This is a genomic window from Spirulina sp. CCY15215 (assembly GCF_016888125.1).
Classification (GTDB): Bacteria; Cyanobacteriota; Cyanobacteriia; order Cyanobacteriales; family Spirulinaceae; genus CCY15215.
Genome location: NZ_JACSWA010000599.1, coordinates 21,596 through 34,760 on the forward strand (window position 1 = coordinate 21,596; position 13,165 = coordinate 34,760).

At 38.4% G+C, this 13,165-nt stretch carries 11 protein-coding genes; all 11 read right to left on the reverse strand.

Features of this window, described 5'->3' with window-relative positions; genetic code table 11:
* Complete coding sequence (locus JUI58_RS28020) at positions 1–1,113, reverse strand: glycosyltransferase family 4 protein (protein WP_204106181.1); 1,113 nt, start codon at positions 1,111–1,113, stop codon at positions 1–3.
* 156 nt (positions 1,114–1,269) lie between these two features.
* On the reverse strand, positions 1,270–2,277 hold the full coding sequence (locus JUI58_RS28025; protein WP_204106182.1) for a glycosyltransferase: 1,008 nt from the start codon (positions 2,275–2,277) through the stop codon (positions 1,270–1,272).
* Between the two features lie 149 nt (positions 2,278–2,426).
* Positions 2,427–2,750, reverse strand: coding sequence for an XRE family transcriptional regulator (locus JUI58_RS28030; RefSeq protein WP_204106183.1), 324 nt, complete (start codon positions 2,748–2,750; stop codon positions 2,427–2,429).
* 4 nt (positions 2,751–2,754) lie between these two features.
* The gene (locus tag JUI58_RS28035; RefSeq protein WP_204106184.1) at positions 2,755–3,117 is read right to left on the reverse strand and encodes a type II toxin-antitoxin system RelE/ParE family toxin; all 363 of its coding nucleotides are present in this window, start codon (positions 3,115–3,117) and stop codon (positions 2,755–2,757) included.
* Entirely contained in the window at positions 3,114–3,935 is an 822-nt protein-coding gene (locus tag JUI58_RS28040; protein WP_204106185.1) for a class I SAM-dependent methyltransferase, read from the reverse strand. The genes JUI58_RS28035 and JUI58_RS28040 overlap by 4 nt, the downstream gene beginning before the upstream one ends.
* A 32-nt stretch (positions 3,936–3,967) precedes the next feature.
* Complete coding sequence (locus tag JUI58_RS28045; protein ID WP_204106186.1) at positions 3,968–4,690, reverse strand: methyltransferase domain-containing protein; 723 nt, start codon at positions 4,688–4,690, stop codon at positions 3,968–3,970.
* Positions 4,691–4,847: 157 nt separating this feature from the next.
* Complete coding sequence (locus JUI58_RS28050) at positions 4,848–5,978, reverse strand: glycosyltransferase family 4 protein (protein WP_204106187.1); 1,131 nt, start codon at positions 5,976–5,978, stop codon at positions 4,848–4,850.
* Positions 5,979–6,015: 37 nt separating this feature from the next.
* Positions 6,016–6,927 carry a glycosyltransferase family 2 protein gene (locus JUI58_RS28055; RefSeq protein ID WP_204106188.1) on the reverse strand — a complete coding sequence of 304 codons (912 nt, stop codon included), beginning with the start codon at positions 6,925–6,927 and terminating at the stop codon, positions 6,016–6,018.
* Between the two features lie 18 nt (positions 6,928–6,945).
* Positions 6,946–9,441, reverse strand: a complete 2,496-nt coding sequence (locus tag JUI58_RS28060; protein ID WP_204106189.1) for an FkbM family methyltransferase — start codon at positions 9,439–9,441, stop codon at positions 6,946–6,948.
* 13 nt (positions 9,442–9,454) lie between these two features.
* The gene (locus JUI58_RS28065; RefSeq protein ID WP_204106190.1) at positions 9,455–10,387 is read right to left on the reverse strand and encodes a CmcI family methyltransferase; all 933 of its coding nucleotides are present in this window, start codon (positions 10,385–10,387) and stop codon (positions 9,455–9,457) included.
* A gap of 9 nt (positions 10,388–10,396) precedes the next feature.
* Positions 10,397–13,126: a TylF/MycF/NovP-related O-methyltransferase gene (locus tag JUI58_RS28070; protein ID WP_204106191.1), complete on the reverse strand. Its 2,730-nt coding sequence runs from the start codon at positions 13,124–13,126 to the stop codon at positions 10,397–10,399.
* Between the last annotated feature and the right edge of the window lie 39 nt (positions 13,127–13,165).

A 13,165-nucleotide genomic window follows, 5' to 3' on the forward strand; every position in this document is an offset into this window, starting at 1 on the left:
TTAAAATTCTACAAAACCTTGCATAAACTCTCTCCACAAAGGAATTTGAGCATCGTAGGAATTGGCTTTTGCTGTTTGTAAACCTGCTTGAATAATGCGATCGCGATCGCTTTTATGAGTTAAAGCATATTCTGCCCAATGTGCCAAGCCTTCTGCATCTTCAACATCTACCATCCAACCATTTTTTCCATGCTCTACCAAGTCCATTGCTTGGCCTACTCTTGTTGTAATAAGGGGAATACCACTCGCCATTGATTCTAAAACAGCTTTCGGGCCTCCTTCCTGACGCGAAGCAATGATATAAAGATCTAATGCTTGGAATAGTTCTCCAACTTCAGGGTAATGGCTGAGATAGCGATGATAATAGGGAACTTTCAAACGTTCTAACCCTGTTTTAACATATCCTCGAGCAGGGCCAGAAAGCAGGACAAAAAGTTCGGGAATTTTGAGTTTTAAAAGTTCAATTGTTTTGAGAAAAATATCAGGACCTTTAATCAGTTTGGGTTCGAGTCCTTCTTCCCAGCCAACCCCATCTTTTTGACACGAACCTACAACAACAGCCGATGAGGGGATATTATATTTTTGGCGAATTTTTTGGCGAGATTCTAGAGTTTGAGGAGAGAAAAAAGATAAATTGATCCCAATAGGAATTAAAAAGACTTTTTCTGGTGCAATTCCCGAATCTAGTATAATATTTTTCATCTCGCTATGAGAAACTTGGATTCGCTGAACTCGCTCGTGATGTTGACAAAGACGCTGATAACATTCAGAAAATTTTGGTTCTTCCGGTGTTTCGGGATGGCCGTGAAAATAGGAAAACCCAATATGATGAGATTGTTCTAAATAACTTGTCTCTAAGAGAATAAACTGGCTATAATAAAAAATAGATTGATTTTTAGCATAGATTAATAACTCTGGAGTTAGAAAACGAATTCCTAATTTTTGAGCAATTTGACTCAGTTCTCGTTTTTCCCAATCCAATACCCAAGATGCAGAATCGCTTGAGATAAGGAGACGAGAATAAGGATTCCATCGTGCGATCGCTGATTGAGTGATTTTTTGAGAAATAGAATCAATTGATTGATTAATGCGAGAACGGAAAGACTTCAGCATTATTTTTATTCTTATATAATTTGATTTAGACTTTCAGCGAACAAGAAATTAATTGCTGCCATAAGTTTTTTCAAGTCTCCCAAAATATAAAATTTTGTGTTTTTGGTAAAAATCTCCTATTGTAATTGCCCAAATTCCCAAAGTTTACCGTAATTATCAATTATTTTCATTAAACCCCATAACAGCAAGATAAGATTTGCCAACTTCCTCTAAACTCGGTAAAGAAATTTGAGCCTGTCGTTCTTCATATTCGCTAACAAGGCGATCGAGCAAAGAGGGAATGTCTTCGCGATCGCTAAATCCAAACCCCGCTTCACCAACTATTTCAGGATGTCCCCCACTTTGCAAGTAAAGTGCGGGTAAACCGCAAGATAATGCTTCTATTAAGCTATTAGAACAGGGATCGTTTTGACTGGCACTAATATAAATATCATGTTGACGCAATAATTTTGCTAATTGTTCGGAATTAACCGGAGGAACAAGCTGAATGTGCTTAAATTCAATAGGAGAACGTCCCACAAAAGTATAGTCGAATTTCTGCCAATCGAGATGTTTGTCCAACCATTGATAAACGTCAAAACCTTTATTTTGATTATCTGACCAACTGCTTGAGAGCAAACGAATTTTCCTGTTGCGATCGAAAAATTTTCGTTCGCGAGGATGAAAAATATAGGGATTGGCAGCATTCATAATTACATGAGAATCTCTAAATTCTAATCCTAACTCTAAATGTTGATTTAAACTGTATTGGGATTGAAAAATTGTTGTATTTGCTAACTCTTGATTGATTTGCCAAATACGACGATCTGTGCCATTGTCCCAGCCCCGGTAAGTTTGAATCGGACCATCCACGCGATGAACCATTTTACAGGATGATTTTCGCGCTTGTTTGAGTTGCTCGAAGTCAAAGTTAAATGAGTTATAAAGACAGGCTCGAGTGGTTCTAGAGATGGTATTATTCTCCAATTGCAAACCCTGACTTTCTAATTCTCCCCATAGCGCCCGCATAAATTGATGTCCTCCTCCAGTGGGAGGGGGAACAAATTCGTGAAAAAAGGAAATATCTGCGCGTCTCAGCCAGTCTTTTCCATTGTCTATCACAGATCGCAAGATTTGGCGAGAGGAAGAAAGTCTTGATTTGAAAGTACGAAAATGAGGTTTCAAGAAATTAAAAAGAAATCAACAAGTTTTATTTTGTGGAATTGTTTTTTTGCGCGATCGCCAAAATCATGTGACCGACAAAGCGAGTAGGAATTAGTGTAGATAAAATTGGACTCACAAGGCGATCTCTCCCCAAGCTAATTTATTTGACTTTAAGTGTCTTCTCTATCTAACAATCCAGTTAATTCTACCGAAGGACAGTCGGGAAATTTTGCAATAAGTTGCAGACTTCCTCCCATCTCGCGAACGTAATTACGAAGTGTAGAAAGAAATAAATCAGTCTGTTCTTCCAATTGGTCAAGACTATCTTGACTGATTCCTAACGAGTCTGAAAGATGTTCTCGGGTCAGTTTGCGAGCTTTTTGAATGTCCTGTAAGATTCGATATTCAGCGATTAATTGTTCGCTTCGTTTTTTAATTTTGTTTTGTCGTTCTGGAGGGAAATTTGCTATAATGTCGGATAAATTTTTAGGCATGATTTTATTCTTCTAATGTTTTTAAGCGATCGAGATGGGTTTTAAATCTTTTATCTGCTCTCATAATGAGTTGTTTGTAAAAACGTTTTTCATTGACTCCTGCCTTATTTCCTGCTACTAATAAAATTGCGTCTCGTTTTGGGTCAAAAGCAAAGGCAATTCTCCAAATTCCATTATCTGCATTAAAACGCAACTCTTTCATATTGTTATAATCGGAGTTTTTCAAGGTATCTACATGGGGTCTCCCCAATTCCGGGCCAAATATTTCAAGCAGTTTAGTCTGAGCGATTAATTCATTTTGTACGCTTTCAGAGAGGCTATTAAATTCTGGCTCGAAATCATCGTACAATAAAACTTTCCAAGTCATTTTAATTTATTTTTTTTCTGGGCGATCGCCAAAATCATGTGACCGACAAAGCGAGTAGGAATTAGTGTAGATAAAATTGGACTCACAAGGCGATCGAGCCATGTTTCCGGTTGAATGGGAAGATCGTGAATTAACATTCTTTTGATGCCTTGTTCGCGGCCAATGGGATGAATTCTTAATACTTTAAATCTTTCGATCGCTAATTCTCTTTCTAATTCGGGTATTGTTAATCGCCACTGGTAAAAGCGCCTCACTCCAGTATAACCTTGTTCGGGGTTGTAAGTTTCATCCCAATGAAATAATGCTCTAGAATCTCGCAAAATATGTCGCCAGTTTTGATAGGGAACGCTAATAAAAAGGAAACCTCCGGGTTTGAGAATGCGATATGCCTCTCGAATACAATCTCCCAATCCATTTTCAAAATGTTCAAAAGTTCCCCAAGAAAAGTAAGCGTCAAAGGTATCATTTTCAAAGTCAGTTTGACGAATATCTCCATGAACAAACTGGCGATCGTCAAATATTTCTTGCAAGCGCGTTATTGTACTCTGACTAATATCAAAACCCACTACTTCAAAACCGCGATCGCCTAAAAATATTGTCCATTCTCCTAAGCCACAACCTCCATCTAGAATCTTACTTCCCGATGGTAATTGTTGTAGCCAAGGAGCAATAAGTTGATATTCTTCTCGGTAAGCAATTGAGTTTGCATCGGGTAATTGTGCTACGCTATCCCAACGTTGAGACCAAAATTGTTCTACCCATTCTTCTTCCTTAACCGTGATCTGCTGTTCCGAAATAATACTGTAGTCTTTTCTCATTTTTTTGATTAATTATTCATCTCTTGTTTTTTTTATTTTATACATTTAGCAATGAGTTGTCCATATTCGATAGTTGGCTGATGAGTAGAAAAAAGAAAAGGATTGATTCCCAAACGGCAAAGACTATTGATCAATTTTCTTTTCTGACCTCCTTCCTTCCATTGCCAAACCCACCAAATCGGCCAGCAAGCTGTAATTTCAACCTTAGAAAAATATTTTTCCAGCATTTTTCTCAATTCTATCGGATCAAATTCATAAATATGCCTTTCATCCCATTTCATATTCGGATGACGATTAGGAGTACTGAGAAGAAGTAAACCGCGATTTCGCAAGACTCTCTGCATTTCTTGCAAGGATTTTTCAGGGTCTTCCAAATGTTCGATAACATCAGCATTTGTGATAACATCAAAACTTGAAGATGAAAAAGGCAAAGAATAGGCTGAACCTTGCACGAGGGAGGCAGAATAATTATGCTTTTTTAATTGTTCCTCAGCTAAACTAATTCCTAAAGACTCACTATCGATTCCATAAAGTTGAATCCCTGGATTTTTACAAGCGATCGCATAGAGCAAATAACCGTCTCCACAACCGATATCTAAAACCGATTGATTTTTTGTTGTTTTAGACGGCATCATCCTCGCCAGAACTTGATAGCGAGATAAAAGAACCGGATTAAATTCTGGATTTCCCCAACGACTATCTGATTGTCGCCAGTGATAAGCGCCACTTATTCTGTACTTGTCAAAATCAGTCATTCAGATTCTAAATTGAGTTTAATTCAGATACAACCGCTCATTCTAACATAAAATCACCACATCTAAGGATATTATCGGGGTGCGTCTCGCTCCCTAGAGTTATAATTATTCGAGGAAATATTGTCAATTTGCAACTTTGAGATGCACACTATTCTCGTTAGTTCAAATGCCTATCCAAGATATTTTCGATCATTATTTCCAGTTTCCTCGCAAAAATAGAACTGCTGTAGAATTGTTCCACAGTAGTTCTGGCATTTCTACCAATGCGTTGGACTTCCTCTGGACGTTTCCAGAAGTAGCAGATTCCTTCGAGCAAACTCTCAATATTGTTTGGCTCAACTAAATAGCAATTTTCTAAGTGTTTCATTGTCTTAGAGTCCCAAAGACCTATAGTTTTTGTTAAGATAACTGCTTTGCCGCAAGCCATTGCTTGTAAGGTTGCGCTTTGCCCCGAGGGTTGTGCAACATCTTGTAAGGGAGTGACAACAAAATGAGCTTTTTGATAAAGTTTTCTAAGTTCTAGATCGCTGAATTCTGAACCGATTTCAATTTGTTCTTCAGTATTTATATTGAGATATGGGTGTTGTATCGGTAAACGAGTAACGATTTTGAGCGATTGGTCTGTAATTGCTTCTAGTAATGTTTGATAATCTCTAGCAATATCGCTACCAACACTTAAAATATATTGTTCGGTATTACTCCCATCGCTAGGTTGCCAAAAATCTTGATCAATTCCAAAGGGAAGACAAGATATTTTACCGATAGGGATTGCTAAAGTTTTAGAGAGAGGAGTGATAGCACCTTCTCCTAATACAAGAATGCGATCAACAGCACGTAAAAATTTACTATAAATCGTCTGAAAAAAATGATGAGTCCATGAGTTGCTTGGCAACCATTCTAGGCGATCGCTCAACCCTTGACTGATATAAATAACAGGTGTTTTAACAATACCAAAATACTTGAGCATTGCGATCGGCAATCCACAAGTATCGACAGTTGTAATAATAATATCGACAGTTTTGAGACGTGCCAAGTTTTCTAAGGCCAGATGCAGAGCAAAGCCTACTTTGATTTTTCGCACAATTTCAAGCTCGATCGGATAGAATAGGCGATGCCACCAACTCCATTGATTCTCATCATCTTCTATAAAAGAAGCCCGAAAACGTTGAGAGTCTAGATGAGTGAGACCGTATAACATTTCATCAGGTCCTTCCCCTTTTTCATAAAGTTCTAATCTCTCTTTACGCTTGCGACGAAAAATATATAAAACTTTTTTTTTACTTCGCATTGTATTTTTGGTTATCCTAAATCATTATATTTGACAATCAAGTATAGGAAAATCGGTATTCGTCTATCATCCATTTTGGATTTAGAGATAGTTTTGAAACTTTTTGACCTTGAAACCCAAGACTATTGATAAAAAATTGATTATTAGCGATCGCAGGAATCTTATAAAGCCGGAAACGCCAACTCAATTTTCTCATTTGATTTGGAGACCAATTCAATTTTTCTCGCATTTCATTCAGAGATAACTTAGCTTCCTCGATATATCGATCGGGATTATTGCGACTTCTTTGCGTTTCATGCTTGCGAAATCCCCCAAGTGGAGAAACAACACCGAATAAATCTGCATACAGATAAAAACGAGTCCATAAATCGAAATCACCTGCAAGTGAAAAACTATTTACAATTTGATTCCCAGCTTTTCTCCACAATGAGCTACGCCAAAATGAAGATTCTTGTTGAATACAACTCAAACTCGGAGAATTCGATACTCCGGGCAGATGAGACCCTTCTAAAAAAGATTCTCTCGAATAACCCGAAATAGGTTGCATTTTAATACAAAACCCATCTCGATCCCAAACGCCGGGATAGAGACTGGTTAACCATTCTACTTGGGGAAATTGAGACATAATACTCCCCACAGTATGCAACGTCCACGGGTAATACATATCGTCGCTGTTGAGCCAAGCCATAATTTCACCTGTGGAGTTTTCAAATCCCTTATTTACAGCATTATAATGTCCGCCGTCAGGTTCACTACACCAAAAATGCAAATATTCTGCATATTTTTTAATAATTTCAACGCTACCATCTGTAGACCCACCATCTATAATAATATACTCTAAATTAGGATATTCTTGATTTAATATACTTTTGATAGTGGCTTCTAGAAATTCTACCTGATTAAAAGAAGGCGTAATAATAGAGATTTTAGGCAATGTATTTGAGATCATGAATTCCACTTCCAGATACTAAGAGATTATTTGTTTATTTTTTAGTTTCGATAAAAGTTTTTGAGTTTGTTTATCTCTCTGTTCTCGAGTTGCATAAAACTGATATTTTCTGAGCTTGCTATTCTTCCGAACAAATGCAATATCAATTTGGGAAAGAGCGCCATCTAAAGGACGATATTGTAAGCCAAACAAATCGTAGACAACAAAACCATTTTCTTGCATGAATTTGATACAGTCATAAAATTGAGGTCCGCTTTTAAAAAATTCAAAGCACGATATTTCTAGAATAACTAACTCTGTTTTTGGTAAAATTTCTGTAGCTCCTTGAAGAACATCGAGTTCTGAACCTTGAGTATCAATTTTGATTAAATAGGGAGCTTGAGTTTTTTGATCTCTACAGATTTCATCGAGTGTTACGGCAGGTACAGTTCTTTCTATCCCATTAACATCAGAATCCTCCGTTTCGAGATAAAGTGAAGAACCGATGAGATCGGGATGTACGTTAATGGTCATATTCCCGGAATTTTTCCCTGCTACAGCAATAAGATATTCGGCGCGATCGAGTTGAGAAACTAATGACTGTAAACTGGGTATAAATTCTTCAAGAGGCTCGATAAAAATGTGGCAAGCATCAGGAAAGGTTTCATAAAGAGGAGATGTACCAAAAGCCGCCCCCACATCAATAATGGTTTGAGGAATAAAACTATTCTTTGCAACTTGCTGCAAGCAGCCAGCTAAACTCGATCGTTCTATAAAACGAGGAGACGGAGGAGGAGGCTCCGGAATTGATGATTTGTGCGTGATTTCCAGATCGAGTTGACTCAAACTGAATTTGAGAAAAGACTTGATTGAATGTTTGAGTAAATTCACGATCTCTCTACTTTTTTGCAAAACTCTCAGCCAAAAAAACATGAAGAAAATAACCAAAGGTTGTAATAAAATTGGATAATTGAAAAGACGAGCGTGCGTTTTTCGGACAACGGCTACATTCGATTGAGTTTGAATTAATTGCATAGCGACTTGTTGAGCTAAAATAATATTGTTAGCTCGTTCTGCTACGAGAGCTAAATACAACAAAACACGCCAGTGCTTACAACCAAGCTCAATTGCAGAAGAGAATTCAGAGACCGCTTGAGAATATTGACCGAGTTGGCGATAAATCAAACCCGACCATAGTTTTAAATAACTATCATTAGGATAGTGGGAAGAATAGTGTAACACACCGCCAGAACCAGCACTGCGAAGTAAGAGGGAGGACTGAGCGATCGCCAGATCGCTCTCCAACAATGCTTCAGTATTCTCAGAGGTCAGACTAATCTTAAATTGCGGTGCTGTATCTCCAAGGGACTCAACAAAGCATTCTGCACCTGAAAGAGCCTTGATTTCTCCGGTTAAATCTTCAACAGCAATGGGTTGGTGAAGTAAGCTAACTTCTGATGGCATTCCCCAAATGCGTCTTCGTTTGGGTTGCTGCATCATTTCCTCATAGACAGAATGCAGTGCTTTGATTGCATTTTCAGCCCCAAAGTTTTGCATCGCATACTCTCTCGCATTATTACCCAGTCTCGCCCTTTCTTCTGGATGATGATACAGATATTCGATCGCTTCTTTATATTCCTGTGAATTATTGACAATAAGCCCCGTTTGATTGTGAACAACTAATCGCTTAACTCCTCCATAAGGAAAAACAACGGGAGGAATGCCACAATACATGGCTTCTTGTAAAACTAATTCAGAGGCTGCATAAGTTTCTTCACAGAGAGGATAGCCAAAAACATCTAAGATTTCCAGAATTGTTTTTGGGTCTTCCACATAATCAATAAACTCAAATTTATTATCCAAACTCAGTTTAATCACTTGCTGTTTTAATTCATTTTCAGCGCGTCCTTTCCCCACCGTGATAATTTTAACTTTGGGAATATCGATATTTGCACTCATCCGAATATAGTCTGGGTGCATCTTGACAAAATCAACCGTCCCCATATAGCCGATATTGAAACTATTGTGAGGCTTAGGCTTGATATTGACACAGCGATCGAAGTCAGTTCCAGCAAAAACCATACCGAGCTTTTTCTTCTCCTCTGAAGATAAATTGAGAGAAGCTAGATTTTCCCAAGTATAGGGACTGCACCCCACAATCGTATCCGAACGACAGACTAATTTTTTGGTAATGATTTGAGGGGGAAGATTGCCAGCACAATGAACCCATACCAATAAACGCATGGGAGGGAGAAGAGATCGCAAAAATTCATAAATATGGGGATTATTCCAAAAATGAACCTGAACAATATCTGCTTTTTGAATTTCCTCTAATATTTGCTTCCGACTGGGAGCATCAATCAAAGATAAACTAGAATCTTGAATGAGGGCGAGAATACCTGTTTGAGCGGGTAATAAAGAAATTACTTGATGTTGATAATATCCCACTCCGGCAGAATATTTAGCCGTGGCAATGAGAGAACGTCCCGCACCCCCTCGGGTCAAACATTGAGTGATATGGAGGATTTTGAGCATAATTCCAGTACGTCTAGGATTTCCTTAAGAATCCGTTAGTACACCAAGTTACATTGTAGCCAAACCAGTCACAATATTCGCTGTCGATCGCGTAGTCATCCCCACGACGACTTAAAAAGTCCTTCAATGCGCGATGAGGGCCGCTGCGAAAAGAAGAATCTTGCTGCAAATCAGAAATAATCCCATCTTCAATCACAATATATTCATGGCTTTGTAAGTAAGGATCAAAGAAATTCAAAACGGCTATACTCAATTTATAGGAATGGTTGGCATCTTCAATTACCAAAAGCGGCCGGGGAATGGAATCCAAAAACTCTTCCGAGAAAACTTGTTCTAAATGTTCCCCATCTCCTGCTAAAAAAGTTAAACGAGGATGAGAAACTTTAGTAACTTTAACTATATCAACAGAATAAACATGACCGTCAATGCCAAAGTTTTGCAGTATATCGGCAAACCATAATCCACTACCTCCACTCTTAGAACCAATCTCAATAATTGTCCTTGGTTTTAGATTCCAAAGCAGAAGCGGATATAATGCAAAATCAAAAGGATTTTTGATTGTGGGAATGCCCCGATAGGAGTAATTATGAGTAGAGTTTTGAATTGAAGTTAAAAAGTCGTAAGGAATTGATGTCCCCCAAGAACGTTGGTCATTGGGAATCTGTGGAGGTCTTGGCTTTTCGATCGCTTGACTCAACTTCGTAACATAGTTCTGTGCTTTCTCGTTGGTTGGATTCTCTTCTAACTCTTTGCGTGCAGCGATTAATGCCTCTTCATGACGACCTACTTTACTTGAACAAAGAGCATAGATATAGTGCAATTCTGGAACAAATATCTGATAAGAAATTGCTTTCTCAGCTATGCGTAACGCTTCAACAAATTGCCCAGAATTAAGAAGAGTTTGTGCTTCCTCTAATAGATTGGAGATTTCTTGCTTGGTTATCATTGTTAAATTTTACTTGTTAGCTTCCATAAATAAAGAGTCTGCTTTGCGAATCCTGCCTTCGGTAGTTATGTCCAGATGGTACTGGTTAAAATCAACGATACGCGATTCTTGAGCCTGACACAACTTGATATCGTAGAAATTTACTTTTGCCAACAGGGTTTCTAAGGAATAGCGATCGTACATCCATTGATGAACTTCCCCCCCTTGACGGAATCGACCAACTTGTTCGGGAGTGAATTCTCGATGAGATGAAGAAATTTTACCTCGATCGCGAATCTTATTGAGCATTTTTTCCCCCTCAACTCCTAATCTTGTGAGAACAAATTCTTCGTTAGGAATTGGGCTTTGGGCAAGATAAGCAGCCATTTCTCCTCCCGAACGATTCCGCACCACTTGATCGTACATTTCTAACATTATCCATTCATAATTTGCAGCCCATTCTCCAGAACCTTTACTGGCTTCTTCTAAAGATTTTAGATATAAACGAGCAATTTGTTCGAGATCGGGAATAACGACTCTGATGACTCCGTTAGGTTTTAAAATACGATAACACTCTTTTAGAAAAGGTTCAGCTTCAGATTTTGGTAAATGTTCGAGTAGATGAGAGTGATAAACAACCTGAAAAGAATGATTAGGAAAAGGAATATTTTGCCTTAAATTGTAAGAAATCACATTGGGATCATTAGCATAAAAATCAATGTTTATCCATTCTGGGTGAAAGTGTTGACCACAACCCAAGTTAAGATACTCTTTTTTATTATGGATTGTCAATAAATTGCTTAAATCTAAAAATTTTGGCTTGGGGAAGTAAACCCCTGTACTATCTAGAACAGTAATATCAAACTTAAGATGACGCTGTAATTGGAACTCTTGAATTGCTTTGCGACAGCCCTCCCAGTGTCCATAATCATTAACTTGAATGAAACCATTCGTTGTGACGAGATCGTAAAGATTTTCAAAGATTACCCGAGTTGATTGATACCAGTCCCCATCCGCATGAAGCAAGGCAATGGAGTTAACTTGCGATCGCACTTCAGGTAATGTTTCTTGAAAATAGCCTTTGACAGTTTTAACAATATCGCTAACCCCAAATTCAACACAAAGCTGTTGAATGTATTCCTCCGAAGCCGCACAAGTTCCCGTCCCCCATCCTGTAGACTCAGCCTGAGTATTACGGCACTTATCTTCTTCTGTTGGTGTTGGCATTCCCGTAAAACAATCACAAGCATACAAGAAACGAGGTTGCTTAGTATAACGCTTGATTGTTAATGCGATTAAGAGAGTCCCTCCTCCCCCTGCCACCCCACACTCAACAAAGTTTCCCGGAATGTCCTCCAAACAGATTTGTTTAGTTAACGAAAAAAGAGAATACAAGCGAGGTTCCCCTAACATCGTGTGAGGTTGCACCATTCGCAGAAAAGTTTGGAATTCTTCATCTTCAATTTTCCCAGTCTGAAAATGTGGATTTTCAGAAAGGAGTTGATCTAAAAGTTGGCGTGCTTTTTGATTTTTGGGAAAGTATCTGAGTTCTTCATAGAGAGCTTGGATTGCTGCCCCAACTTGATTAAATTCGAGAAAACAAAGCGATCTTAAGTAATCAACGTTTTGTTTAGGCGTTTTTCCGGATTTTAGAATATTGAGGGTTGCAAAAGCGTCTTCATAGTTTTTTGATTTTATCGATCGCATTACTTTTCTCAAGGAGGGAGAAAGAAATGGAAATTGAGCAACAATTTTATTCTTGAGAAGAGATATCTTTGGATTCGCTAAACTTCTTTTTGCCAACTCTAATACGTTAGAAAACATTTTCTGAAATGAATCGGATTGCCTTACCTGAGAAGATTGAAATTGTTCTGCATTGGATGATACTTTGGTTCCGCTAAATACCATGTCCTCTGTAAAGCGATCGGCTTCTCTATTTCGTTGTATTGTTTGAGGGTGAAGGAGGGGAAAACTCAGCGATTCTGTAGATAAATGTGCTAATTTGTGGTCTTGTTTTCTAGTATTTGTTCCTTCACTTCCAAAGCCAATATTAGAAACTAAATTAACATCAGGCAGAATGGTTAAACCGTCGTGAATCCAACAAGAAAAACCCCAAGCATAAGCCCACGAATTAAACCCTTCATAGTTTCTTTGCAAGATTTTTGCCCAATATGCTACAGCACGATCTGTTTCAAACACGCTTTCTAAGCATTTTTCATCTCTAGCTCGCGGCCAAAGCTGCATGGTATCGTCATAATGCTGCCATGCTCGCCGCCATGTCGCCCAGCCCCAACAGTGGGGATAACGGGAGAAGTAATAACTGTATTCTGTTCTGCTTTGTCTAAACTGAAAATTATTGCCCGCGATCGCCATAATGAGATCGTCCCTTCGGTATTTTTCTAATAATTCCTCACAAAAACGAAAAAAAGTTGGATCGGGTACGCAATCATCCTCTAAAATAATGGCCTCCTCCACATTTTCAAAAACCCAATTTAACCCACTCGATATGCGATGACGACATCCTAAGTTGGTATCCGAATAGTTTTTGAAGACTTGACAATCCCAATCGATTCCCTCGACAATGTTCCGCGCATCTCGACATTGTTCGACTTCTGGGGTGCGATCGCGACGAGCAGCATCTGCAATAATAAATAGCTGAGGAGGTCGAGCTTGTCGAATTGCGTCAAAAACTCGTTGCGTTGTATCCGGACGGTTAAAAATGATGAGAACAACTGGGGTCTGCAATTGCCACTGGTTCATAAGTAAATTAAAATAGAGACAAAACTATAGATTTGTTCA

Coding starts and splice junctions, on each gene's coding strand:
- JUI58_RS28065 (WP_204106190.1), bottom strand. CDS start 10,387: ATGATAACCAAGCAAGAAATCTCCAATCTATTAGAGGAAGCACAAACT.
- JUI58_RS28020 (WP_204106181.1), bottom strand. CDS start 1,113: ATGCTGAAGTCTTTCCGTTCTCGCATTAATCAATCAATTGATTCTATT.
- JUI58_RS28030 (WP_204106183.1), bottom strand. CDS start 2,750: ATGCCTAAAAATTTATCCGACATTATAGCAAATTTCCCTCCAGAACGA.
- JUI58_RS28055 (WP_204106188.1), bottom strand. CDS start 6,927: ATGATCTCAAATACATTGCCTAAAATCTCTATTATTACGCCTTCTTTT.
- JUI58_RS28045 (WP_204106186.1), bottom strand. CDS start 4,690: ATGACTGATTTTGACAAGTACAGAATAAGTGGCGCTTATCACTGGCGA.
- JUI58_RS28040 (WP_204106185.1), bottom strand. CDS start 3,935: ATGAGAAAAGACTACAGTATTATTTCGGAACAGCAGATCACGGTTAAG.
- JUI58_RS28060 (WP_204106189.1), bottom strand. CDS start 9,441: ATGCTCAAAATCCTCCATATCACTCAATGTTTGACCCGAGGGGGTGCG.
- JUI58_RS28070 (WP_204106191.1), bottom strand. CDS start 13,126: ATGAACCAGTGGCAATTGCAGACCCCAGTTGTTCTCATCATTTTTAAC.
- JUI58_RS28050 (WP_204106187.1), bottom strand. CDS start 5,978: ATGCGAAGTAAAAAAAAAGTTTTATATATTTTTCGTCGCAAGCGTAAA.
- JUI58_RS28035 (WP_204106184.1), bottom strand. CDS start 3,117: ATGACTTGGAAAGTTTTATTGTACGATGATTTCGAGCCAGAATTTAAT.